The sequence below is a fragment of the Novosphingobium sp. genome (genome assembly GCF_036820275.1).
Taxonomy (GTDB): Bacteria; Pseudomonadota; Alphaproteobacteria; order Sphingomonadales; family Sphingomonadaceae; genus Novosphingobium.
This window is the reverse complement of record NZ_DAISLT010000003.1, coordinates 118,143-140,986: the sequence shown is the minus strand read 5'-3', so window position 1 is coordinate 140,986 and position 22,844 is coordinate 118,143. Positions and strand designations below refer to the sequence as shown.

Annotated in this window: 22 protein-coding genes; 7 read left to right on the top strand and 15 right to left on the bottom strand. The window is 65.2% G+C overall.

Annotated features, from left to right (window positions below; genetic code table 11):
* Positions 1 to 44: 44 nt before the first annotated feature.
* The 8 genes from V7066_RS03470 to V7066_RS03435 form a co-directional block, all read right to left on the bottom strand.
* On the bottom strand, positions 45 to 1,469 hold the full coding sequence (locus tag V7066_RS03470) for a glycoside hydrolase family 43 protein (RefSeq protein WP_334181845.1): 1,425 nt from the start codon (positions 1,467 to 1,469) through the stop codon (positions 45 to 47).
* Between the two features lie 101 nt (positions 1,470 to 1,570).
* Positions 1,571 to 2,596, bottom strand: coding sequence for an arabinan endo-1,5-alpha-L-arabinosidase (locus V7066_RS03465; protein ID WP_334181844.1), 1,026 nt, complete (start codon positions 2,594 to 2,596; stop codon positions 1,571 to 1,573).
* 22 nt (positions 2,597 to 2,618) lie between these two features.
* Complete coding sequence (locus tag V7066_RS03460; RefSeq protein WP_334181843.1) at positions 2,619 to 3,251, bottom strand: 2-dehydro-3-deoxy-6-phosphogalactonate aldolase; 633 nt, start codon at positions 3,249 to 3,251, stop codon at positions 2,619 to 2,621.
* Positions 3,248 to 4,132, bottom strand: coding sequence for a 2-dehydro-3-deoxygalactonokinase (locus tag V7066_RS03455; protein ID WP_334181842.1), 885 nt, complete (start codon positions 4,130 to 4,132; stop codon positions 3,248 to 3,250). Before V7066_RS03455 ends, V7066_RS03460 begins: the two co-directional genes overlap by 4 nt.
* Positions 4,129 to 5,694 (bottom strand): alpha-N-arabinofuranosidase, encoded by a 1,566-nt coding sequence (locus V7066_RS03450; RefSeq protein WP_334181841.1) that lies wholly within the window; start codon positions 5,692 to 5,694, stop codon positions 4,129 to 4,131. The genes V7066_RS03455 and V7066_RS03450 overlap by 4 nt, the downstream gene beginning before the upstream one ends.
* 22 nt (positions 5,695 to 5,716) lie before the next feature.
* Positions 5,717 to 6,643 carry a Gfo/Idh/MocA family protein gene (locus V7066_RS03445; protein WP_334181840.1) on the bottom strand — a complete coding sequence of 309 codons (927 nt, stop codon included), beginning with the start codon at positions 6,641 to 6,643 and terminating at the stop codon, positions 5,717 to 5,719.
* A 3-nt stretch (positions 6,644 to 6,646) separates the two neighbouring features.
* Positions 6,647 to 7,651: an AraD1 family protein gene (araD1, locus tag V7066_RS03440; RefSeq protein WP_334181839.1), complete on the bottom strand. Its 1,005-nt coding sequence runs from the start codon at positions 7,649 to 7,651 to the stop codon at positions 6,647 to 6,649.
* 79 nt (positions 7,652 to 7,730) lie between these two features.
* Positions 7,731 to 9,257, bottom strand: a complete 1,527-nt coding sequence (locus V7066_RS03435) for an aldehyde dehydrogenase (NADP(+)) (protein ID WP_334181838.1) — start codon at positions 9,255 to 9,257, stop codon at positions 7,731 to 7,733.
* Between the two features lie 130 nt (positions 9,258 to 9,387).
* On the opposite strand from V7066_RS03435, the gene V7066_RS03430 reads away from it, so the two are divergent.
* The gene (locus V7066_RS03430) at positions 9,388 to 10,128 is read left to right on the top strand and encodes a FadR/GntR family transcriptional regulator (protein ID WP_334181837.1); all 741 of its coding nucleotides are present in this window, start codon (positions 9,388 to 9,390) and stop codon (positions 10,126 to 10,128) included.
* Positions 10,129 to 10,229: 101 nt separating this feature from the next.
* Here the strand turns inward: V7066_RS03430 and V7066_RS03425 are convergent, their stop codons facing one another.
* Complete coding sequence (locus V7066_RS03425; protein ID WP_334181836.1) at positions 10,230 to 11,546, bottom strand: sugar MFS transporter; 1,317 nt, start codon at positions 11,544 to 11,546, stop codon at positions 10,230 to 10,232.
* Between the two features lie 175 nt (positions 11,547 to 11,721).
* Between V7066_RS03425 and V7066_RS03420 the strand changes: the two genes are divergently transcribed.
* The 3 genes from V7066_RS03420 (at position 11,722) to V7066_RS03410 (ending at position 15,668) form a co-directional block, all read left to right on the top strand.
* Positions 11,722 to 12,873 carry an aldose epimerase family protein gene (locus tag V7066_RS03420; protein WP_442947299.1) on the top strand — a complete coding sequence of 384 codons (1,152 nt, stop codon included), beginning with the start codon at positions 11,722 to 11,724 and terminating at the stop codon, positions 12,871 to 12,873.
* A gap of 22 nt (positions 12,874 to 12,895) precedes the next feature.
* On the top strand, positions 12,896 to 14,695 hold the full coding sequence (locus V7066_RS03415; RefSeq protein ID WP_334181835.1) for an IlvD/Edd family dehydratase: 1,800 nt from the start codon (positions 12,896 to 12,898) through the stop codon (positions 14,693 to 14,695).
* Positions 14,696 to 14,813: 118 nt separating this feature from the next.
* Positions 14,814 to 15,668 (top strand): SMP-30/gluconolactonase/LRE family protein, encoded by an 855-nt coding sequence (locus V7066_RS03410; protein WP_334181834.1) that lies wholly within the window; start codon positions 14,814 to 14,816, stop codon positions 15,666 to 15,668.
* A gap of 142 nt (positions 15,669 to 15,810) precedes the next feature.
* Here the strand turns inward: V7066_RS03410 and V7066_RS03405 are convergent, their stop codons facing one another.
* The gene (locus V7066_RS03405) at positions 15,811 to 16,134 is read right to left on the bottom strand and encodes a sigma-70 family RNA polymerase sigma factor (RefSeq protein ID WP_334181833.1); all 324 of its coding nucleotides are present in this window, start codon (positions 16,132 to 16,134) and stop codon (positions 15,811 to 15,813) included.
* A gap of 197 nt (positions 16,135 to 16,331) precedes the next feature.
* Positions 16,332 to 16,706: a hypothetical protein gene (locus tag V7066_RS03400; protein ID WP_334181832.1), complete on the bottom strand. Its 375-nt coding sequence runs from the start codon at positions 16,704 to 16,706 to the stop codon at positions 16,332 to 16,334.
* A 199-nt stretch (positions 16,707 to 16,905) separates the two neighbouring features.
* On the opposite strand from V7066_RS03400, the gene ahpC reads away from it, so the two are divergent.
* Together ahpC and ahpF are read left to right on the top strand one after the other, a co-directional pair.
* A complete protein-coding gene (ahpC, locus tag V7066_RS03395) occupies positions 16,906 to 17,472 on the top strand; it encodes an alkyl hydroperoxide reductase subunit C (RefSeq protein WP_334181831.1) in 567 nt (188 codons plus the stop codon).
* 135 nt (positions 17,473 to 17,607) lie between these two features.
* On the top strand, positions 17,608 to 19,206 hold the full coding sequence (gene ahpF / locus V7066_RS03390; RefSeq protein ID WP_334181830.1) for an alkyl hydroperoxide reductase subunit F: 1,599 nt from the start codon (positions 17,608 to 17,610) through the stop codon (positions 19,204 to 19,206).
* A 64-nt stretch (positions 19,207 to 19,270) separates the two neighbouring features.
* Here the strand turns inward: ahpF and V7066_RS03385 are convergent, their stop codons facing one another.
* From V7066_RS03385 to V7066_RS03370, 4 genes are all read right to left on the bottom strand, one after another.
* Complete coding sequence (locus V7066_RS03385) at positions 19,271 to 19,957, bottom strand: DUF2490 domain-containing protein (RefSeq protein ID WP_334181829.1); 687 nt, start codon at positions 19,955 to 19,957, stop codon at positions 19,271 to 19,273.
* Positions 19,958 to 20,139: 182 nt separating this feature from the next.
* Positions 20,140 to 20,532 carry a flagellin gene (locus V7066_RS03380; protein ID WP_442947298.1) on the bottom strand — a complete coding sequence of 131 codons (393 nt, stop codon included), beginning with the start codon at positions 20,530 to 20,532 and terminating at the stop codon, positions 20,140 to 20,142.
* A gap of 350 nt (positions 20,533 to 20,882) precedes the next feature.
* Complete coding sequence (locus V7066_RS28755; protein ID WP_442947297.1) at positions 20,883 to 21,260, bottom strand: hypothetical protein; 378 nt, start codon at positions 21,258 to 21,260, stop codon at positions 20,883 to 20,885.
* Positions 21,261 to 21,273: 13 nt separating this feature from the next.
* Positions 21,274 to 21,747: a hypothetical protein gene (locus V7066_RS03370; protein WP_334181827.1), complete on the bottom strand. Its 474-nt coding sequence runs from the start codon at positions 21,745 to 21,747 to the stop codon at positions 21,274 to 21,276.
* A gap of 367 nt (positions 21,748 to 22,114) precedes the next feature.
* Here V7066_RS03370 and V7066_RS03365 point away from each other — a divergent pair, with 367 nt between their 5' ends.
* Positions 22,115 to 22,843: a DUF3617 domain-containing protein gene (locus V7066_RS03365; protein ID WP_334181826.1), complete on the top strand. Its 729-nt coding sequence runs from the start codon at positions 22,115 to 22,117 to the stop codon at positions 22,841 to 22,843.
* The last annotated feature ends 1 nt before the right edge of the window (position 22,844 follow it).

Here is a 22,844-nt window from a genome sequence, read left to right as displayed (position 1 = left end):
CTTTCCGGCCGGCCTGTAAGGATTCTTGTCGGACTTGTTGCCGATCAGTCGACCAGCCAGCTCGTCGCCGGATCAGTCTTGTCGGCCAGCTTGATGGTATCGCCGGAGAAGGCCAGCGCCTTCGTCGAGTCGGCCTTGGAGACGAAGCGGACGGTGTCCTTGACCTCGCCCGCCTCGCGCAGGAACAGATCAGCGCCGCCGAGTGCGGCGAGAGCGACCGCTCCGTCCTGACCGACCTTGAAGCCATGGTCACGCTGGAGAATCGGCGAAAGCTGCACTGCGCCGTCGGCCCCGGCGATCTGGCGGAACTGGGTCTGCGGCAGCGGCGTGCCCTTGGCCAGCACCAGCTTCGTACCGTCATGGCCAAGCATCACGTCCTTGCGCACAGCCGGGCTGAAACGCTCGGGCAGCGCGCCGTTGCCGACCGGAACGCCGAAATCGGGGCGGCCCTGCGCATCGTAATAGAGGCGCTGCACGCGGGCATGGCGGTCCGGGTTGAGCAGCGGGTCGCCTTCGATCTTCTCGTAGTCGCGGCCGTGGTAAACCAGCAGGTCGCGGCCCTTCTCGTCCACCGTGAAGCTGTTGTGTCCCGGACCGTAGACCGAGGTTGCGACGTTGGTGGTGAAGACCGGCTTCTGCGACTTGGTCCAGGCGCGCGGGTCCATGAGGTCGGCGTCGTCGGCGGCGCTGAGCAGGCCCATGCAATAGACCGCGCCGGTGCCGCTGGCCGAATAGGTCATCAGCACCTGCCCGTTGCGGACGATCACGGAAGGACCTTCGGCAACCTTGTACTGCTGGATTTCCCAGTCAAGCGTCGGAATGGTCAGGCGGATCGCCTTGGCCGCGGGAGTCAGCGCGTCCTTCATCGGCGCGAGATAGAGGTTCGAATTGGTCTCGATCCCCGGCTCGCGCTGCGCCCAGGCCATGTAGCGCACGCCCTTGTGGTGGAACGAGGTCGAATCGAGGTTGAAGCTGTCCCACGGCGTCTTCAGTTCGCCCAGCACGGACCACTTGCCCGCCATCGGGTCCTGCCCGTCGCAGACCACGGCATAGGTACGGATGCGGAAGACGTCGGCACCGCCGCCGCTCGGGCCTGCGGCGAAGTAGACGATCCAGCGGCCATCGACATAGTGCAGCTCGGGCGCCCAGAGGTAGCCGGACATCGGGCCGCTCTTCTCATGGCGCCAGAGCACCCGCTCCTCGGCATCGGCGAGACCGGCGATGGTCTTTGAGCGGCGCAGGACGAGGCGATCGTACTCGGGCACCGAGCCGGTCATGTAGTACCAGCCGTCTTCGGCCCTCACGACGTAGGGGTCGGCGCGCTGCTGCACCAGCGGATTGATCGGGGTGGGCGCTGCGGCGGCGCTGTCCTTTCCGGATTCCGAAACGGCGTCTCCTGCCTTGGAGCAGGCGATGGGAAGCAGGGCGGCGCTGGCGGCGAAGGCGCGGCGCGAAAGGGAAAAGTTCATGTCATCCTCTCCGAGATTCTTGATTCGTGGCGCCGGAGTTCTGTCCGGCGGTAGGAAAAAAGGGCACCTCGGTCGGGGGACCGAGGTGCCGTCAGGTGGGTTCAGTATTCGGCAATAGGCCAGCCGTCCGCATCCCAGCGGATCGGCGCGATGCGCAGCGTGGGCGCGCCGTTGGCCTGCTTGTCGTAAGCGTGGTAGACGACGTAGGTGGTGCCGTCCTTGTCGGTGAAGGCGCCGGCATGGCCAGGGCCGCGGAAGCGCTGCTGTTCCTCGAGATCGGCGCGCAGGAAGATCGTGCCGCGCCCTTCCATCATCGAGCTGCCGTCCTTGCCGAGGTAAGGCCCGGTGATCTTCTTCGAGCGCCCGACCACGGTGTAATAGGTGCTGTTCACACCCTTGCAGCAATAGTCGTAGCTGGCGAGCAGGTAGTAGTAACCGCCGTGCGGGATGATGAACGGCGCCTCGACCGGTGCCGGACCGCCTGCGGGAGCGAGGCGGCGCGCGATCGAATAGGGCTCGGTGCCGGGGGCGACCTTGCCGGTCTTGGCATCTAGCGGAAACAGCTTCAGGCCGGTCCAGAAACTGCCGAGCGAAAGCCACTGGCGGCCCTGCGCATCCTCGACGAAGTTGGGATCGATGGCGTTGAAGTCGTCGTCATGCGTCGACATGACGACGAGGCCCTGGTCCTTCCAGCCGTAGCCCTTGGCCTTGGGATCGAGCGTCTTGCTCGTGGCCAGACCGATGGCGGAGCGGTTGGAACCGAACGTCGAGATCGAGTAGTAAAGCCGGTATTCGCCGTTCACATAGGAGATGTCGGGCGCCCAGATGCCTTCGGTGCCGGGGACCGCCTGCTTGGCCCAGGCCGGAATCTCGGCGAAGACCGAGCCGGCATCCTTCCAGGTCTTCAGGTCCTTCGAGGTCTTGATGCCGATATAGCGGCCCACGGTGCTGAAGACGTAGTAGGTATCGCCTTCCCGGATGATCACCGGGTCATGCACGGTGAGGTCGCCGGTCAGCTGGGAATTGAGCGTGCCCGCCCCCTTTTCACCCACCTGCACTTGCGCATCCGCCGTTCCGGCGACGGCCAGAACGGCAAGGCTGGCAGCGGCGAGGAATTTCCTGAACACGTTAACTCTCCAAAATTCGTTTTTATGCTGCGCAGGCATTCCACGCGGCGACGATCTCGGCCGCCTTGGCGCCGACCGTCGCGGCATCGAAGCCGGGCTTGTAGAGGCTGCCGCCCACGCCGATGCCGAAGACGCCCGCTGCGCGGTATTCCGCGACATTGGCGGCGCCGACGCCGCCCACGGCCCAGACGCGGCTGTGCTTGGGCAGGACTTCGCGGATCGCCTTGATGTAGCTGCTGCCCAGCACCGAGCCGGGGAACAGCTTGAGGTCGCTGGCGCCCGCCGCGACGGCGGCGAAAGCCTCGGTCGGCGTCAGGAAGCCGGGAAGCACATCCATGCCGAGTTCGATCGAGCGCTTGATGACGGCCGGATCGACATTGGGCGAAACCATGAAAGTGCCGCCGACGCCCGCGAGCGTCTCGGCCAGATCGGTGCCGATCACGGTGCCGCCGCCGATGGCCGCACGGTCGCCCAACGCTTCCGCCATGGCGCCGATCGAACCGGCCGGATCGGGCGAGTTGAACGGAACCTCGATGATGCACACGCCGGCCTCGACCAGCGCCTCGCCGATCTCGACCGCCTCATGGGTCTGGATGCCGCGCAGGATCGCCACAACGGGTGCATGGCCTGCGGCCAGAACGTCTTCGATCTTCATGCCTTCTGTCCTTTCGCGATGGCGAGTCCGGCGAGGACCGCCGCATCGCCGTCGATCTTGCGCGAGGTGCAGCCACGGGCTGCCAGCGCACGAACATAGAGCGCGGAAAGCGCCGGGTCGCCGATCAACACCACCGAAATTCCGTTCGGCACTTGCGCGGCCACTTCGCCCCCGATCAGCAGGCCCGAGATATAGCCGCGCGACCAGTCTTTCGAGCGCCCATCGAGCATGCGCGCGGCGCGGGCTTCGAACAGGGCGCCGGTCAGCGAATCCTCGCAGCGGTCAAGACCGCGCGCGAAACCTTCGTCGAACGTGCCCTCACCCGGCGTATCCGGCCCGGTCAGCGTCGACTGGCCTGCCAGCAGCGCAAACAGTTCGCCGGTCGGGTGGGTGCGGAAACCGACGATGGTGCCGTTCACCACCGAGACCCACTTGCAGTGAGTACCCGGCAGCGCGATCAGGTGCTCGCCCGAACCGAGTTCGGGATGAAGCGCGAGGGCGCCGAAGACTTGCGCCTCCTCGCCCCGCATCACTTCGGGCACACCTTCGGAATCCTTGCAGCTCAGCCCCGGCAGAACCGAGACCGGGATGCCGGACACTTCGAGCCGCGCACGCGAGGACAGCCACTTGGCAGCGTCCGCCGGGCAGGCTGCATAGCCTGCCGCGACGAGCGCTCCGGGCGCCCCCGCCATGCCGCAAAGCACGACTTCGGAAAGCGGCCCTTCGGCCTTCCAGGTCTCCAGCCTCTCGGCCAGAGCCGCGTCGGCATTGCCTTCGAGCGCGCCCGGCCCGTTGAGCCGGGCGACCACGTCCTCGCCGTCGAGGCGGAACAACCGAAGCCGGGTCGTACCCCAATCACCGAGGACGTGGTTCACGCTCATTGCAGTTCGAGCACCACGACCGACTTGGCCGGCAGGGTGACGACGAGGTTGCCGCCCTGCACGGTCGCACCGGAGAAGGCCTCGGGCTTGACCGCGTTCGGGGTGTCGAACGTGTTGTGCGAATTGATCGCCGGTGCCGTCAGGATACGGCCGGTAACCGCCGAAGCGCTCACGCCTTCGAGCTTGATCGTCACCGTGTTCGACTGGTTCGGATCGAGGTTGGACAGGCCGACATGGATCTTGCCGTCCTTCGCCTTCACCGCCGAGCCGCTCACCGCCGGCATGTTGAACTCGTCCTTCGCATACCACGGCGACTTGATATCGATCGGCAGCACGGTGGCGTCCTGCCACGGCTTGTACATTTCGAAGACGTGGTAGGTGGGCGTGAGCACCATCTTGTTGCCGTCGGCGAAGATCATCGCCTGGAGCACGTTCACCATCTGCGCGATGGCGGTCATGCGCACGCGGTCGGCGTGCTTGGCGAAGATGTCCAGGTGGACGGAAGCGATCAACGCGTCGCGCAGGGTGTTCTGCTGGCGCAGGAAGCCCGGATGCGTGCCCGGATCCTGTGCATACCACGAACCCCATTCGTCCACGGCCAGGAAGACCCGCTTTTCGGGATCGTACTTGTCCATGATCGCCGAGTGCTTGGTGATCAGCTCATCCATCTTGCGCGCGCCGTTCAGCGCGTCGGCCCAGCCGTGCTCGTCGAAATCGACGGCAGGCGCGCGCGGCGGCCAGCCACCGGCGGGGTGGACGTAGTAGTGCAGCGAAACGCCGTCGAGCTGCGGAGCCGCGACGCGCATCATCGTCTCGGTCCAGTTATAGTCGTCGACATTGGCACCCGCGGCAACCTTCAGGATCTTGGTGCCCGCAGGCGCCTTGACGAAGGTGGCATAGCGGCGAGTCTCATCCGCGGCGAACTCGGGACGCATGTTGCCACCGCAGCCCCAAAGCTCGTTACCGACGCCGAAGTACTTGACCTTCCACGGCTCCTTGTGGCCGTTCTTGGCGCGCAGTTCGGCCAGCGAACCGGCAGGCGCGGTCATGTATTCGACCCATTCGGCCATTTCGCGCGGGGTGCCGTCACCGACGTTTCCGGCGATATAGGCTTCCGCGCCGACCTGGCGGATCAGCTCGAAGAATTCGTGGGTGCCGACGGTGTTCGGCTCGGTCACGCCGCCCCAGTGGGTGTTGACCTTGACCGGGCGCTTATTCTGCGGGCCGATGCCCTCGCGCCAGTTGTATTCGTCGGCAAAGCAGCCGCCGGGCCAGCGGATCACGGGAACCGAGAGGTCCTTGAGCGCACCGATGACGTCGTTGCGGAAGCCGTTGGTGTTCGGAATCTTGCTGTTCTTGCCGACCCACAGGCCGCCGTAGATGCCCGTGCCGAGATGCTCGGCGAACTGGGTGAACACTTCCTTGTGATAGACCGGGCCGGGCTTGTCGGCTTCGATCGTCGCGGTGGTCGGCTGGCCGTTGGTGTCAGCCTGCGCCATGCCTGCGAGCGCGGTGGCGCTCAGCAGGACGGCAGCAGTGGTAAGGCGAAGCGCCTTCAGCATTGTCAGTCCCCTCCCTGGGATATCAGTCGTGGAATTCTTCAACGAGGTCGCGCTTGCCGCGCAGGAATGCGTCGGCAACGAGACGCAGCGGCGCGATGTCCACATCGCTGCGGCCGCCGCGGATCAGATTGGCGAAGCGCGCATAGAGACCCGGATACTCAAGGTCTTCATTGTGCTCGGTGCCGGTCGGCAGGGTGAGCACGGCGCCGCCGTTCGAGAGCTTCAGCGTTCCCGCATCGGTCTCGACGATGATGTCCCACGACTGCGGGCCGGTCTGGCGCCAGTCGAGGTCCATGTGGATTTCGGCCCCGGCGGTGTCGCGGAACTCGATGTCGGCAGCGATCGGCGCGGCGCGATTTGCGGGCAGGCTGAGCGTCGCTTCCTTGAGGAAGAACGGGCGCGGCATGATGTGGGTAGCGATCGAAAGGGCATTGATGCCCGGATCGAACACGCCAAGGCCGCCCGGCTCCCAGATCCAGTCCTGACCCGGATGCCAGACGCGCACGTCCTCGCGCCAGACGATCTTCGCGCTCTTGATCTGGCGCTCGGCCAGCCAGGCGCGAGCCGGAGCGACACCGGCGGCGTAGCGCGAGTGCCACGAGGCGAACAGGGTGACGCCCACCTTGTCGGCGCGGCTTTCCAGCGCGGCCACTTCGGCCAGCGTGGCGCCCGGCGGCTTTTCGAGGAACACGTGCATGCCCTTCGACAGCGCGAGCGCGGCCAGATCGTAACGGACCTGCGGCGGGGTGCAGAGGGCCACGGCGTCGATCGCCGGACCGCTCTCGATCAGCTCTTCAAGGCTGCTGAAGTGCGGGATGCCTTCAGGGCCGCGATGATTCGGGCTGACCGTGGCGCCGATGCTGAAGTTCGGGTTGCCCTCGATCGCGGGGATGTGCTGGTCGCGGGCAATCTTGCCCACGCCGACGATGGCGATGCGGATCGGATCCATGGCTCAGAGCGCCTTTACGGTCGTGGTCGCCTCTGCCGAAGCGGCAGCGCGGGCGAGCGGGTTCGAAACCGGCAGGGTGAAGGGCGCGGCGTCGATCTCGAACACGTCGCCTTCCTGCGTCGTCACGCCGTCCGCGAACGAAAGCGTGGCGGTGCCGAAGAAGTGCACGTGCACGTCGCCGGCCCGGCGGAACAGGTCGTACTTGAAGTGATGGTGCTCCAGGTTCGCAAAGGTGTGCGACATGTTGCCTTCGCCCGAGAGGAAGGGCTTTTCCCAGATCGTTTCGCCATTGCGCACGATCTTGCTGGTGCCTTCGATCTTCTCCGGCGGGGTGCCGAGCAGCAGTTCCGGGCCGAGGGCGGCCTGGCGCAGCTTCGAGTGGGCGAGCCAGAGATAGTTGTGGCGCTCGGTGATGTGGTCCGAGAACTCGTTGGCGAGCGCGAGGCCGAGGCGGTAGACGTTACCGTCTTCACCGACGAGGTAGATGCCGGCCAGTTCGGGCTCTTCGCCGCCGTCCTTGGCGAAGGCAGGCATGGTCAGCGCTTCGCCGGGGCCGACGAGCAGCTGGCCGTCGCCCTTGTAGAACCATTCCGGCTGCTGGCCTTCGGTGCCTGCGGCGGGCTTGCCGCCTTCGAGGCCTTCCAGGAACATGCGCATGGAATCGGTGACGTGCTCACCCGAGGCGGCGGCCTGGTGCATCTTGTTGCGGCCTTCGGCCGAACCGAGGTGCGTAAGGCCCGTGCCGGTCATCAGCAGGTGGGCGGAATCGTCGTGGTCGATCGGGGCGAGCAGGTTGCCCGCCGCGAATTCGGCCTTGATGTCGACCGCTTCGCCCTGCCCGGCAGCCTTGGCGGCATCGGCCAGCGTCACGCCTTCGGCGATCGCACGCTGCGCGAGTTCACGCGTGGTGGTGACACCCTTGAGGAAGTGGGCGGCATCGCCCTCGGCAAGGATGACGGAGCGCACGCCGTCGGGCGCGCGATGCTGGAGCAGGCGAAGGTAGGTCATGGATCTCTCCCGGAGGGGACTTGGCCCGGACCGCGGCGCGCCTTCTTGGGGACGCGCCGCGGGGATGGGGTTGGACTGGTTAGAGGGTAAGCGCGCCGTCGATCAGGCGGGGAGCGCCGTCACCGAAGGCTGCGTCGCGCAGTTCTGCCGGAAGCAGGCCCTGGGCGAAGTTCTGGTAGCTGACCGGACGCAGGAAGCGGTCGATCGCCATGCTGCCGACCGACGTGGTGCGCGGATCGGAGGTCGAGGGGAACGGGCCGCCGTGGACCATCGCGTGGCACACTTCGACGCCGGTCGGCCAACCGTTGACGAGGATGCGGCCGACCTTGCGCTCCAGCACGGGCAGCAGACGCGAAGCAGCGGCTTCGTCGGCGGCGTCCATGTGCAGGGTGGCGGTCAGCTGGCCTTCCAGGCCTTCGAGCAGGCTGGCGAGTTCGGCTTCGTCCTTGCAGCGCACGACGATCGATGCAGCGCCGAACACTTCGTGGCCGATCGCCTTGTCGGCGAGGAACTGCGCAGCCGTGGTCTGGAACAGGATCGCACCGCCGGTGGTCTTGCTGCCTTCTTCGCCCTTGGCGAGGGTTTCGACGCCCGAGTTACCTTCAAGCGCTTCCACGCCCTTGGCATAAGCGGCGGCGATGCCGGTGGTCAGCATGGTCTGCGACTTGGCTTCCGAGACGCCGCCGGTGGCGGCAGCGACGAAGGCGTCCAGGCCTTCGCCCTCGACGGCCAGGATCAGGCCGGGATTGGTGCAGAACTGGCCTGCGCCCATCGTCAGCGAACCGACGAAGGCAGTGCCGAGGGCTTCGCCGCGGGCCTTGAGCGCTTCGGGAAGCAGCAGGACCGGGTTGATGCTCGACATTTCGGCATAGACCGGGATCGGCACTTCGCGGGCCTGGGCCAGCTTGGCGAGGGCGAGACCGCCACCACGCGAGCCGGTGAAGCCGACCGCCATGATACGCGGGTCCTGTACGAGGGCGGCGCCGAGTTCGTTCGACGGGCCGACGAGGTGCTGGAACACGCCTTCGGGAAGACCGGCGTCCTTGACGGCCTTGGTGATCGCGGCGGCAATCAGGCTGCCGGTGATCGGGTGGGCCGGGTGGCCCTTGACGACGACAGGGCAACCGGCGGCCAGCGCCGACGCGGTGTCACCACCGGCGGTCGAGAAGGCCAGCGGGAAGTTGGAGGCACCGAACACGGCAACCGGGCCGACCGGGATCATGCGCAGGCGCAGGTCAGGACGGGGCAGCGGGGCGCGGTCCGGCAGGGCCGGATCGATGCGCAGCTGCTGCCACTGGCCCTTGCGGACGACATCGGCGAACAGACGCAGCTGGCCGACGGTACGGCCGCGCTCGCCTTCGCCGCGACCGCGGGGCAGGCCGCTCTCGGCGATGTAGGCTTCGACCAGCGAATCACCGATGGCCATGATCTCGTCCGCGATTCGCTCGAGGAACGCGGCGCGGGTTTCACGGTCAGTGGCACGGTAGGTATCGAAAGCGGCAGCCGCTGCGGCGCAGGCGGCAGCGACGTCGGCAGCGCCGTTCACGGCCAGCGGTTCACCCTGGGGTTCGCCGGTTGCGGCCACGATGGAACGGAATTCGGTCATTTGGGATCTCCCTATTTACTCCGACATATTCCCAGCGCATCAGAAACGCAATGTTTGTCGTTCCTTCGCATGAGAAGGACTGTTAGGTTCCATCGGAGAGGTGCCAATAACAGTGTCAGAAGCCAATTTTGTGAACGAAGAAGAAAGTGCGAGACCCGCCGACGAGGCCCGGGGTCCCGGACGACGCCTGCACGGCGCCATCGCCCATAAACTGGGAACGGCCATCTTGTCCGGCAAATATGCACCCGGAGACATTCTTTCTGGAGAAGTCGCTTTCGCCGAGGAGTTGCAGGTCTCGCGCAGCGCCTATCGCGAGGCCATTCAGGTCCTGAGCGCGAAGGGCCTTGTCGCCAGTCGACCCAAGGCCGGAACGCGCGTGCTACCGCGCGATCGCTGGAACCTGCTGGACCCCGAAGTGCTCGGCTGGGCCTTCGCCGGAGAACCGGACATCGAGTTCGTGCGCAGCCTGTTCGAACTTCGCGCCATCGTCGAACCCGCCGCTGCGCGCCTTGCCGCGCAGCGCCGCGACAAGGACGACCTCAAGGCGATGAAGGAGGCGCTGGCAGCCATGCGCAGGCACACCCTCACCACCGAGGCCGGGCGCGCGGCGGACCGCGATTTCCACAATGCGATTCTCCAGGCGACGCGCAACGACGCCCTGCTGGTGCTCAGCGCCTCGATCGGCGCGGCGGTGAACTGGACCACCCAGTTCAAGCAGCGCGCCCGCGCCCTGCCCCGCAACCCGATTCCCGATCACGTGCGCGTTTACGATGCAATCGCCGCCGGCGATGCCGCCGCGGCGGCCGAGGCCATGAACGTACTCGTCGATCTGGCCCTGGAAGACACCCGCAGCGCGATGGTGAAGAAGTAACCATCCTCGCCCCGGAATTGATCGGGACGACAAAGTCATAAACAGAAAAGGCCCCGGCGATCGCTCGCCGGGGCCTTTTTCGTAGACGCTGGACCGTCCGATTACTCGGCAGGTTCCGGAACGAGATCCGGCTCCGCGTTGGTCGTCTTGCTGCCCCACAGAGCGTAGAACAGCACATAGAGTTCGCAAACAGCCGTCAGGATGAACGAGTTCTGGAGGCCGTAGTTGTCAGCCAGCCAGCCCTGCACGATCACCAGCGCACCGCCCGCAATCGCCATGACCAGCAGGCCCGAGCCTTCCTCGGTCAGCGGGCCGAGGCCCTTGATGCCGAGGGTGAAGATGGTCGGGAACATGATCGAGTGGAACAGGCCCACGAGGATCAGCGACCACATGGCGACGGGGCCGTGGGCGAAGATCGTCACGACCATCACCGCGAAGGCGCCGACCGAGAAGAACGCCAGAACCTTGCCCGCGTCGAAGCGCTGCATGATCGCGGAACCGGCGAAACGGCCGACCATCATGCCGCCCCACAGGAAGGTCAGGTACTTGCCTGCCTGCTCATGCGTCAGGTTGGCGATGTCCGGCTGGCTGACGAAGTTCACGAAGAGGTTCGCCACGCCGATCTCGGCGATCAGGTAGATGAAGATCGCGGGAATACCGAACACGAGGTTGCGGTGGTTCCACAGCGACAGACCCTTGCGCTGCTCCTTGGCGAGACGCGAGTTCGCGGACCCCATCGAGGGCAGCGGGAACTTGGCGATCACCACGGCGAGGATCACCAGCACCACGGCAACGAGCGCGTAGGGCAGGATCACCGAGTGGGCGTCAGCCAGACGCTCGGCATCGGTCAGAACCGTGCCGGCAGCCGAGGTACCGCTCTTGGAACGGCCGAGAATCAGATAGGCGCCGAAGAGCGGGGCCAGCATCGTACCGGCCGAGTTGAGCGCCTGCACCAGGTTGAGGCGCGAGGACGCGGTCTCGGGCTTGCCGACGACGGCGACATAGGGATTCGCCGCAACCTGAAGCAGGGTGATGCCGCTGGCGATCACGAAGAGCATGACCAGCGTGACACCGTAGGACGGGATGCTGGCGGCCAGCATCATGCCCAGCGCGCCGGCCGCCATGATCAGCAGGCCGATGACCAGCGACTTCTGGTAGCCGACTCGCTCGATCAGCTTGGCCGAGGGAATCGACGCAACGAAGTAGGCGATGAACCAAACCGATTCGATCAGCGTCGTCTGGGTGTAGCTAAGATCGAACACGCTGCGCAGGTGCGGCAGCAGCGTGTTGTTGATGACGGTGATGAAGCCCCACATGAAAAACAGGCTGGCAAGCAGCGTCAGCGCCGGGCCGTAGCGGACGCCCGCTGGCTGCGCGTGAAGCACTGGAGCATCTCCAGATGAAACCACTGGGGGCATGACTATCCTCTCTAAACCAGAGAACCGCGCCGTGCCCTGCGGCAAACCGGCTTGCGCTCTTTCTATTTGTCGGACTATATGCGGGAAGCAATATCGTCAATGGGCGTCGTCGTCTGACAGCGTCCGGTAACACGATGCGGAAACGACTTACAGGATAGATATGGGAGCCAGGATAATGAGGAAACTGCGCAAGGCGTTGATGGCAATGGCGATATCCGCCCCGGCCTTGGCTCTTTCCAATCCCGCACTTGCCGCCGATGCCTCACAGGCCCCGGCAGGCACGCTTGCCGACGGTACGCCGGTAGGCGCAGTCACGCTGAAGGCCGCCAACGGCGTCTCGGCGACGATCCTGACTTACGGCGCCACGCTGTGGAAGATGATGGCCCCGGATCGTGACGGCAAGTCCGCCGACATCCTGCTCGGCTACGACGACGTCGCCAGCTACGAAAAGCGCCCGAACTACTGGGGCGCCACCATCGGCCGCTACGGCAACCGCATCGCCGACGGCAAGTTCACGCTCGACGGCAAGAGCTACCAGCTTCCCCAGAACGACCACGGCCAGTCGCTGCACGGCGGCGGCAAGGGCTGGGACGTGCAGAACTGGAAGGTCGAATCGATCAAGTCCGGCGCGGTGGCAACGGCGGTGTTCTCGCTCGTCAGCCCCGACGGCGATTCGGGCTACCCCGGCACCGTGAAGGCCAAGGTCACCTACTCGCTGGACGAGAAGGGCAACCTTCAAGTCGTGTTCGAGGCCACCACCGACAAGCCGACCGTGCTCAACCTGACCAACCACGCCATCTTCAACATGGCCGGTGAAGGCTCGCCTCGCGACGCCATGCAGGAAGTGCTGACGATCCCCGCTGGCCACTATACCCCGGTCAACGACAAGCTGATCCCCACGGGCGAACTGCGCGACGTCACCGGCACCGTGTTCGACTTCCGCAAGGGCCGTCTGGTCGGCGAAGGCATTCGCGACGGCAAGGACGAGCAGATCGTCATGGGCCGCGGCTACGACCACAACTTCGCGCTCGACAAGGGCGTGACGAAGACCCCCGAACTGGCCGCGCGCCTCGAAGACCCCGTCTCCGGCCGCGTGCTGGAACTGCTGACGACCGAACCCGGCGTGCAGTTCTACGCAGGCAACTTCCTCGACGGCACGTTCATCGGCAAGAACGGCCACCTCTACCGCATGGGCGACGGCATCGCACTGGAACCCCAGAAGTTCCCGGATTCGCCGAACCACGCGAACTTCCCGTCCACCCGCGTCGATCCCGGCAAGCCCTACAAGCATGTCATGATCTACCGCGTTTCCACTTCTTCGCGCTGACCTCGAAAAGAAACGATCGCCCATGACCGACAACAAGACTGCACCGAAGCTGCGCTCGCGCGCCTGGTTCGACAATCCCGACAACATCGACATGACCTCGCTCTATCTGGAGCGATACCTCAACTTCGGCATCAGCCTTGAAGAGCTTCGCTCGGGCAAGCCGATCATCGGTATCGCCCAGACCGGCAGCGACCTGTCGCCCTGCAACCGCCACCACATCGTGCTGGCCGAGCGCATTCGCGAGGGCATTCGCGAAGCCGGCGGCATCGCGCTGGAATTCCCGGTCCACCCGATCCAGGAAACCGGCAAGCGCCCGACCGCAGGTCTCGACCGCAACCTGGCCTACCTCGGCCTGGTCGAAGCGATCTACGGCTACCCGCTCGACGGCGTGGTGCTGACCACCGGCTGCGACAAGACCACCCCGGCGCTGCTGATGGCCGCCGCGACCGTGAACATCCCGGCGATCGCACTTTCGGTCGGCCCGATGCTCAACGGCTGGCACAAGGGCGAGCGTACCGGTTCGGGCACGATCGTCTGGAAGGGCCGCGAGATGATGGCCGCAGGCGAACTCGACGCCGACGGTTTCATCAAGCTCGTTGCCTCCTCGGCCCCGTCGACCGGCTACTGCAACACCATGGGCACGGCGACGACGATGAACTCGCTCGCCGAAGCGCTGGGCATGATGCTGCCCGGCTCGGCAGCGATCCCGGCGCCTTACCGCGACCGCCAGGAATGCGCATGGCGCACCGGCAAGCGTATCGTCGACATGGTACACGAGGACCTCAAGCCCTCGGACATCCTGACGCTCGACGCGTTCCATAACGCCATCGCCGTCAACGCCGCCATCGGCGGCTCGACCAATGCCCCGATCCACCTCGCCGCGATCGCCCGCCACATCGGCGTCGACCTGCCGCTGAAGGACTGGGAACGCATCGGCCACAAGATCCCGCTGCTGGTGAACCTCCAGCCCGCCGGTGAATACCTGGGCGAAGACTACTACCGTGCCGGCGGCGTCCCCGCCGTGGTCGCGCAGCTCATCAAGCAGGGCCTCATCCATGAGGGCGCGATGACGGTGAACGGCCAGACCATGGGCGACAACTGCCGCGACGCCACGATCGAGGACGAGAAGGTCATCAAGCCCTTCGACCAGCCGCTGGTGGAAGAAGCCGGCTTCCTGGTCCTGTCGGGCAACCTGTTCGACGCCGCGATCATGAAGACCAGCGTGATCTCCAAGGAGTTCCGCGACCGCTATCTCTCGAACCCCGCCGACCCGGACGCCTTCGAAGGCAATGCCGTGGTGTTCGACGGTCCCGAGGACTACCACCACCGCATCGACGATCCGGCGACCGGCATCACCCCCGACACCCTGCTGTTCATGCGCGGCGCCGGTCCGATCGGCTATCCGGGTGCGGCGGAAGTCGTCAACATGCGTCCGCCTTCGTACCTCATCACCGAAGGCGTGCACTCGCTGCCGTGCATCGGTGACGGTCGCCAGTCGGGCACTTCGGGCAGCCCCTCGATCCTCAACGCTTCGCCTGAAGCCGCGGCCATGGGCGGCCTCGCCCTGCTGGAAACCGGCGACCGCGTGCGCATGGACCTCAAGAAGGGCCGCGTGGACGTGCTGATCTCCGACGAGGAACTGGCGACCCGCCGTGCCGCTCTCGAAGCCAAGGGCGGTTACGCCTTCCCGGCCTCGCAGACGCCGTGGCAGGAAATCCAGCGCTCGGTCGTCGGCCAGATGGACACCGGCGCGATCCTCGAAGGCGCCGAGAAGTACCAGCGTATCGCCCAGACCATGGGCCTGCCGCGCGATAACCACTAAGGTCTGGCACTGATCCTGTCCGATCTAGCCGTCGGATGACCTTTCGGCCCTCGTCCCTTCCTGTTCCCTCAAGGGAAAGGACGGGGCGGGGGCCGATTTACTTTTAGGGAGAGTTTTGATGACGCTTTGGCGCAAGATCGATCGCGACGTCCGCGATACCCTGGGTGAAGGCGCGCTCTGGAGCGCGCGTGACAATGCCTTCTACTGGGTCGACATCCTCGCCCCCGCGCTCAACCGCCTCAGCCTGGCCGACAACACCGTCACCCGCTGGGACATGCCTGCCCGCCTCGGCTGGGTCGCCCCGCGCGCCGAAGGCGGCCTGATCGGCGGCTTCCAGGACGGTGTGGCGAACATTACGCTCGATCCGCTGACGATCTCGGACCGCAACGATCCCGAACCGCATCTGCCCGGCAACCGCATGAACGACGGCAAGGCCGACCGCCACGGTGCGATCTGGTGCGGCACCATGGACATGGCCGAGGAAGAGGTGACCGGCTCGCTCTACCGCCTCGCGCCTTCGGGCGAATGGCAGGTGATCGACACCGACTATACGGTGCCCAACGGCCCGGCCTTCTCGCCTTGCGGCAACTGGATGTACCACGCCGATTCAGGCCGCCGCGTGATCTACCGCTTCGCGGTGGACGAGAACGGTGCGCGTGATCGCGAGGAATTCATCCGCTTCTCCGAGGAAGACGGCTACCCCGACGGCATGACCACGGATGCCGAGGGCTACCTCTGGACCGCGCACTGGGACGGCGGCAAGATCAGCCGCTTCGCCCCCGACGGCACCCGTGAGCGTTCGATCGAACTGCCCGCCAAGCGCATCACCAACATCGCCTTCGCGGGTGACAAGCTGGACCGCATGTTCGTGACTTCGGCTGCGACGGGCCTGCCCGAATCCGAATTCGACGGCGCGCTGTTCGAGGTCGAGTCCGGCGTCACCGGCAATCCGGCAGGCATCTACCTCGGCTGATTGAGGCCATCTCTCGTACCGACCTCTCGTCACTGCGAGCGAAGCGAAACAATCCGGAGCGGCGTAAACCGCTCTGGATTGCCGCGTCAGCTTCGCCTCCTCGCAATGAACGGGAGGATGGACGATATGGTGGAGCGCCCTTTCACAGGATATCCGCCACGCCCTCCAGTCCTTCACGCAGCCTGCCCAACGCCTGCGCCTTCAACTGGTGGACGCGCGGGATCGAGACCTGGAGCACTTGCGCGATTTCCGCGAGGTTCAACTCCTCGACGAAGTAGAGCTGCACCACCAGCTTCAGCCTGTCCGGCAGTTCGGTGACCGCCTCCACCACCGCCCCGCGCAATTCCTCGTCGGCAAGCAGGGCATGGCTGTCCGGCCGGTCGTCGGCGAAGGCCGTGTTCTGGGCTAGATAGGCTTTGAATGGCGGACTCGGATCACTCGAGGGGGCGCGTTCCTCCTTCGCCATGCCCCGGCGTCCGCCAGTTCATGCGGCAATGGTTCGCCGCCGAGCGACCCGCAAATTCAGCTTACTTGCCTTCGCATCGACGACGGCGCTCACCCATCCTGCGCGACATAGGCTTGGCGCGTTAGATCAGATCGACCATCGCCTACTTGCCCGCATTTTCGCATAGGCAGCGAAACCGTCCTCGGCCTTGAGCTTCCCTACCGCAGCTTCGCATCCGGCAGCGCCGAAGTGCGCGCTTCCAGTCGCCCCGCACCGCGATAGACCAGCGCGCAGCTCGAACTGCCCGCACAGAACTGCTGCACCGGGGCCAGCGCCCGCGTGCCATAGCGATAGGTCAAGCCGCCCTGGGTGATCTCCAGCCCGGACATGTCGCGCACTCGATGCTCGTGGGCGAAGAGCACCGCCTGCCCCTGCGACACCGGCGCCCAGACCGACCATTCCTCGTAAAGGCGATGATGATAGCGGAACCGCACATCGCCCGAGGCACGATTGTCCAGCGAGGTCGGCCAGCCGTTGCAGGCGCCGAGCGACGCGCAGGCTGCCAGCAGCAGCGCAAGTCGTATCGTCTTCATGCCGCCGCTGTTGCCCGATTCACTGCGCCGCCGCACGGCTTTTCGCACCTGCGAGCATTTTATCGACAGAAACGTTCAGTCCGCCGCGACTGATCGGCCATTCCGATCAAGCCAATCGGATCAACGCCCTACACATCGTCACACGAGGGCCCTATCTCCGTCCTCGAACTTCAACACCCAATCGAGGGAGCTTACATCCATGGGTATCGTCGGCAGCCAGATCAAGCCGTTCAAGAACACCGCCTTCCAGGCAGGCAAGGACTTTTTCGACGTCACCGAAGCAGACATCGCCGGCAAGTGGGCCGTGTTCTTCTTCTACCCCGCCGACTTCACCTTCGTCTGCCCGACGGAGCTGGAAGACCTCGGCGAGCAGTACGCAACGCTCCAGGGCCTCGGCGTCGAAGTCTACGGCGTTTCGACCGACACGCACTTCAGCCACAAGGCCTGGCACGACACCTCGGACAAGATCGGCAAGATCAAGTACGCCTTCCTTGGTGACCAGAACCACAACCTGACCAACAACTTCGGCGTTCTGCGCGAAGGCGTTGGCCTGGCCGACCGCGCCACCTTCGTGGTCGATCCGGACGGCGTGATCCAGCTGGTCGAAATCACCCCCGAGGGCGTGGGCCGCAACGCCGCCGAACTCGTCCGCAAGATCAAGGCCGCCAAGTACTGGCGCGAGCACCCCGGCCAGGTCTGCCCGGCCAAGTGGGAAGAGGGTGAAGAGACCCTCGCTCCCTCGCTCGACCTCGTCGGCAAGCTCTAAGACTACCGCGATCTTCCGGGTCGCGTGCTGAAGGTGCGCGGCTCGGGGATTTCCCTCGTCCCGAGCCGCGCCCTCACGCGGAACAGAAATCCCCGGCCGCCCCTTTACCAACGAAATTCCAAAGGACCCCAGACAATGCTCGACGCCAACCTGAAGCAACAGCTCTCGCAATATCTCGGCATGCTGCGCGAGCCGATCGAGCTGGTCGCCTCCCTTGGCGACGACCAGAAGTCGGTCGAGACCCGCGAGTTGCTGACCACGATCGCCTCGCTCTCGGACAAGGTCACCGCCACTTTCGACGGCGACGACAAGCGCCGCCCCAGTTTCATCATTCGCCGCGCAAGCGACGCAAGCGCCTGGGTGCGCTTCGCCGGTCTGCCGCTCGGCCATGAATTCACCTCGCTGGTCCTCGCCCTGCTCTGGGCCGGCGGCCATCCGCCCAAGGTTTCCGACGAGGCGCTCGAAATCGCCCGCGCCATCGAGGGCGAGCACGAGTTCGAGATGTACTTCTCGCTCTCCTGCCACAACTGCCCCGACGTCGTGCAGGCGCTGACCCTGCTCGCGCTCAACAACCCGCATGTGAACGCCACCCTGATCGAGGGCGGCACTTTCCAGGCGGAAGTCGAGGAACGCGGCGTCATGGCCGTCCCCGCCGTCTTCCTGAACGGCAAGATGTGGGGTTCGGGCAAGATGAGCATCGAGGAAATCCTCGCCAAGCTCGACACCGGTGCCGATGCCAAGGCCGCCGCCGTGCTGGCCGGCAAGAAGCCCTTCGAAGTGCTCGTCGTCGGCGGCGGACCCGCCGGAGCCTCGGCCGCGATCTATACCGCGCGCAAGGGCTTCTCGACCGGCGTGGTCGCCGAACGCTTCGGCGGCCAGGTGCAGGACACCATGGGCATCGAGAACTTCATCTCGGTTCCCTATACCGAAGGCCCGAAGCTGGCCGCCGCGCTGGAATCGCATGTCGGCGAATACGACATCGACGTGATGAACCTCCAGCGCGCCGAGAAGCTGATCCCTGCCAAGGAACTCGGCGGCTATCACGAGGTCGTCTTCGCCAACGGCGCTTCGCTCAAGGCGCGTTCGCTGGTGCTCACCACCGGCGCCCGCTGGCGGAACCTGGGCGTGCCGGGCGAAGCCGAGTACAAGAACAAGGGCGTGGCCTATTGCCCGCACTGCGACGGCCCGCTGTTCAAGGGCAAGCGCGTGGCAGTGATCGGCGGCGGCAACTCTGGCGTGGAAGCGGCGATCGACCTGGCCAATATCGTCGGCCATGTCACCCTGATCGAATTCGACTCCCAGCTGCGCGCCGACCAGGTCCTGGTCGACAAGCTCAAGTCGATGAAGAACGTGGTGATCCTCACCAGCGCCCAGACCACCGAGGTCGAAGGCGACGGCGACAAGGTCAACGCCTTGGTCTACAAGAACCGCGAGACCGGCGAGGAACACAAGGTCGAGCTGGAAGGCGTGTTCGTCCAGATCGGTCTGGTGCCCAACACCGAATGGCTCAAGGACTCCGGCGTCGAACTCACGGGTCGCGGCGAGATCGTGATCGACGACAAAGCCGCCACCAACCTGCCCGGCATTTTCGCCGCGGGCGACGTGACCACGGTGCCCTACAAGCAGATCATCATCGCCATGGGCGAAGGCTCGAAGGCGGCCCTGTCGGCCTTCGACTACCTGATCCGCAACTCGGCACCCGAAGAGATCGTCGAGGCTGCCGAAGCCGCCTGATCTCGATGGAATGAAATGGAAAAGGGGGCGGGAGTCGCGAGACTTACCGTCCCTTTTTCTTTGCTCAGTGCCGGAAGAATAGCGAGACCGAGGCCACGTGATTCACCCGCGTCCGCCCACGGGTCTGGTCGATCACCTGATTGAGATAGCCAAGTTCCACCGTCGTTGCGTCCTTCACGCCCAGTTCGACACCGACGAAGGAGCGTAACTGGTCGAAGCCGCCCCGCGCGCCCCAGTCGGTATCGTTGAGCGCCACGAAGCCCTCGGCATAGACCAGCGCGTTGACCGCATTGCTGCCGGGTTTCAGCGGCTTTTCGTAGCGCAGCATCTCGCGCAGGCGCCAGCCGGTGTCGCTGCCGTCCGAGCGCCAGCGCTGTTCTAGGCGCGTGCGCGAGGTCAGTTCGCCGCCCCAGGGCTTGGCCATGAACCAGTTTAGCTGCTGGAAACTGCGCTCCTCGTTCACGTCCCTGCCGCCGTCCACCGGCACCACGACATGGGCATAGCCCTGGTAGAGGGTGACCGCGGGCGAGAGCTTCAGCCCCACCGCGCCGCGCAGGAGCAGCTGGTCGAGCCGCGAGACGCCGTCCCCCATGCGCGGCTGAAGTTCGGCGAAATAGACGACGTCTCCGGCGATCGGCCCCATGGCCGTGAGGTTGACCCAGACCTGCTCGTCCTCGCGGGTTTCCGCCGAGGCGGCGTGAGCACTGAAGATCGAGGCGAAAGCGAGGCAGCAAGCAAGAACGCGGCGCATGGGAATCCAGAATGAGGAAACGGATATGTTCTTTTATGAACCGGCCGTTTCCTGTTCGTGTCCTCACAGTATTCGCTGATGGCCAGGCCTGCTTTCGGAACATGCAAAAAGGACCCGGCGCTCAGGGGGAATGGCGCCGGGTCCATGCGGCAGGCGTCAGCCCGCCGCCTTGTCAGTACGACTTAACGCAGCAGCGAAAGCACGTTCTGCTGGCTCTGGTTCGCCTGGGCGAGCATCGCCGTAGAGGCCTGGCTGAGGATCTGTGCCTTGGCCATCTGCGTCGTTTCCGCCGCATAATCGGCATCCTCGATCCGCGAACGGGCGTCGGACAGCTTGGTGACGTTGTTGGTCAGATTGTTGATCGCCGATTCGAGCCGGTTCTGACCGGCACCGAGCGAGGCGCGAGCCTGATTCACGTCTTCCAACGCATCATCGATGCTGTCGAGCGTGTCGGAGGCCGCAGAAGCGGTCGAGACGTCGAGCGCCGAGGCATTGAGGTTGGCTCCGTCGATCGTCTTCGAGGTCAGCGTGACGGTCTCGCCCGAGTTCGCGCCGGTCTGAATGTCGAACGTCACGTCGCTGCCGGTAGTGACTAAAATAATGTGATCATTAAAAATTATTTGCGTGCTGATGTCATCGATCGTGCCGGATGACGTCGCCTCTTCCAACTGCATCGCGCCGCTATCGGTCATCGCCCTTGCCCGAGGAGATCGCGAGGCGCGTCCGCTCCGACCTGTTCTACCGCGTCAACGTCCTCCCGCGCGTCTTGCGTTCGCTGCGAGAAAGGCCGGAAGTCATCGCTCCGCTCGCGTTCGCCATTGCCTTGCCCTAAGTAGCGGAACGGCATGGACGCCCGGCGCCGGTGCGATCGAAGACCTGATCGAGGGCATGGCCCGGCACGGCGAATGGTTCCCCGTCATCGGCTTCAGCGAGCATCGGAGCATGAACCGCATCGTTCGCCGTGCTGGAAGGCGGGATCGGCTAAATCGCCTGGCCCATCGCGGCAGAGGAACTCAATGCCACCCTCACCGAGGCCATCGAACGCGCCGAGCATGTCGGCAATGCCCGCCTGCGCGAAGTCATGGCCCGCGCCCGGATCGACCGCCTGACGCGCCGCGAGCGAGAGGTTCTCGGCGGCGTCGCCAGCGGATTGTCCAACCGTCTTATCGGCGAGCGCCTGTCGATAAGCCCGCGCACGGTGGAAATTCACCGGGCGAACATGCTCAACAAGCTTGGCGCGAACCACACGTCGGACGCGATCCGCATCGCCATCGAGGCCGCCTTGGTGCATTGAACCGGTCATGCCGGTCGTTCGCTCAATGCAGCCGAATGCCCAAGGCCGATGCCGGCCGCGCCGCGTCCTGCTGCTCCCTGCGCTCCAGCCGGACCAGCAGCTTCGACACATAGGCCGAAAGCAGGGCCAGCGAAAGCGTTGCAGCCTCGCACATCAGCTCTTCCGATCCATCCGGCATGACCAGCGTGGCAAGGCAGTTCCCACCGAGACCGCGGGACCAGATGAAAACCTCGTCCTCGCCGATCAGGGCGAGCACTGCGCTCTCGGTTGCGCCGCAAGCGAGCATGGCATCGATGCCGGCAGGGTCGAAACCTTCCCGCGCCGGTCTGGCCGCACCGGGCCGCAGCAGGCGCATCGCCTCGCGCACGCGATCGATTTCCTCGCAAGGCGCGCTGCCCGCACAATTCTCCAGGAAATTGCGCAATTGCACGGTCCATGCCGCAATATCGAAACCGACCTGATCCACGGGACTCGCCACCGTCTCATTGATTGACATCCGCCAAAGTCCTCAAGCCGGGCGGACTGTCAATCCGCATGAACCGCGAGACTCCCGCCGCGTCCCGCCTTGCGACACCCCGCCGGACTTGGTGAAACACCCTCGACCGGCAGCTCCCGCCGCCCGGAAAAACCGCTCGTTCCGATTAAAACCCTGAAAGGCGAGGTTAAACGGACATCGGTATGCTTGCCCCCCGGTCCGATTGGCATATCCTTCCGCCATGGGAGACAGGATAGCAAGAGGTGCCGCCGTCCGCTTTCTGATGGTCGGAACGCTCGCCGCGGCGCTGCCTTCCGCCGTCTCCCTTGCCCCGGCACAGACGCAGACGCAGACGCAGACACCGGCAGCCGAGAGCGAAGACATCGTCGTGATCGGCCGCAAGATACGCAAGGTCAGGCTGAACTACGCCCTTTGGGGGTCGCACATGAAACGCTGCGGGGTCGAGATTTCCAGCGGAGACGAGCATATCGACAGGTTCGTCTGCGCAGTTCTGAATGCCTGTATCAAAGACGGGTTTCGCGACGCGGTTTCGGCCAAGGCCTGCCTGGACGAGCGGATCGCTTCGGTCGCCTACCGACCGCCGCGATGGCCCCCTGCGGCGAACGAACCGGGAGATATCGCACCCTCGTCCCCCGTCGCCCTACCTTCCCCGATAGTGCCGGCAGAACCAGCCGATACGGAGATCGTCGTGGCCGTCGGAAGGCCGCATGTCACGCCGGGTCTCTGGCGAATCGACCAGTCCTCGACATTCAGCGAGACCCCCGGTCCCAAATTCCAGCCTCTTCCGGGGAGGGTCTACACCGTCTGCATTGCTTACGAGAGTCGTGACACAGCGCTGGAAAAGCTCCTCTCCGCCGTGATCGACCCGTCGACCGATGGCTTCTGCACGATGTCGAACATCCGCGTAAAAAACGGCAAAGTGACCGGCGGGAAGACCTGTAGCTTCAATAACGGAAATCTGGGCTACGATCTCCACGGCAAGGTGAACGGCGAGACGATGGACACCGCCCTGTCGATAATCAGCGAAAGCGGGTCCACCAAAACGCGGTATCGCAGACGCATAACAGGCGCACGGATCGGCGACTGCCCAGCCTGAG

Bases quoted from the DNA above. Each gene is read 5' to 3' on its own strand.
- V7066_RS03470 (WP_334181845.1), bottom strand. From the start codon at position 1,469: ATGAACTTTTCCCTTTCGCGCCGCGCCTTCGCCGCCAGCGCCGCCCTG.
- V7066_RS03460 (WP_334181843.1), bottom strand. From the start codon at position 3,251: ATGAAGATCGAAGACGTTCTGGCCGCAGGCCATGCACCCGTTGTGGCG.
- V7066_RS03455 (WP_334181842.1), bottom strand. From the start codon at position 4,132: ATGAGCGTGAACCACGTCCTCGGTGATTGGGGTACGACCCGGCTTCGG.
- V7066_RS03450 (WP_334181841.1), bottom strand. From the start codon at position 5,694: ATGCTGAAGGCGCTTCGCCTTACCACTGCTGCCGTCCTGCTGAGCGCC.
- V7066_RS03445 (WP_334181840.1), bottom strand. From the start codon at position 6,643: ATGGATCCGATCCGCATCGCCATCGTCGGCGTGGGCAAGATTGCCCGC.
- araD1 (WP_334181839.1), bottom strand. From the start codon at position 7,651: ATGACCTACCTTCGCCTGCTCCAGCATCGCGCGCCCGACGGCGTGCGC.
- V7066_RS03435 (WP_334181838.1), bottom strand. From the start codon at position 9,257: ATGACCGAATTCCGTTCCATCGTGGCCGCAACCGGCGAACCCCAGGGT.
- V7066_RS03425 (WP_334181836.1), bottom strand. From the start codon at position 11,546: ATGCCCCCAGTGGTTTCATCTGGAGATGCTCCAGTGCTTCACGCGCAG.
- V7066_RS03420 (WP_442947299.1), top strand. From the start codon at position 11,722: ATGAGGAAACTGCGCAAGGCGTTGATGGCAATGGCGATATCCGCCCCG.
- V7066_RS03415 (WP_334181835.1), top strand. From the start codon at position 12,896: ATGACCGACAACAAGACTGCACCGAAGCTGCGCTCGCGCGCCTGGTTC.
- V7066_RS03410 (WP_334181834.1), top strand. From the start codon at position 14,814: ATGACGCTTTGGCGCAAGATCGATCGCGACGTCCGCGATACCCTGGGT.
- V7066_RS03405 (WP_334181833.1), bottom strand. From the start codon at position 16,134: ATGGCGAAGGAGGAACGCGCCCCCTCGAGTGATCCGAGTCCGCCATTC.
- V7066_RS03400 (WP_334181832.1), bottom strand. From the start codon at position 16,706: ATGAAGACGATACGACTTGCGCTGCTGCTGGCAGCCTGCGCGTCGCTC.
- ahpC (WP_334181831.1), top strand. From the start codon at position 16,906: ATGGGTATCGTCGGCAGCCAGATCAAGCCGTTCAAGAACACCGCCTTC.
- ahpF (WP_334181830.1), top strand. From the start codon at position 17,608: ATGCTCGACGCCAACCTGAAGCAACAGCTCTCGCAATATCTCGGCATG.
- V7066_RS03385 (WP_334181829.1), bottom strand. From the start codon at position 19,957: ATGCGCCGCGTTCTTGCTTGCTGCCTCGCTTTCGCCTCGATCTTCAGT.
- V7066_RS28755 (WP_442947297.1), bottom strand. From the start codon at position 21,260: ATGACCGGTTCAATGCACCAAGGCGGCCTCGATGGCGATGCGGATCGC.
- V7066_RS03370 (WP_334181827.1), bottom strand. From the start codon at position 21,747: ATGTCAATCAATGAGACGGTGGCGAGTCCCGTGGATCAGGTCGGTTTC.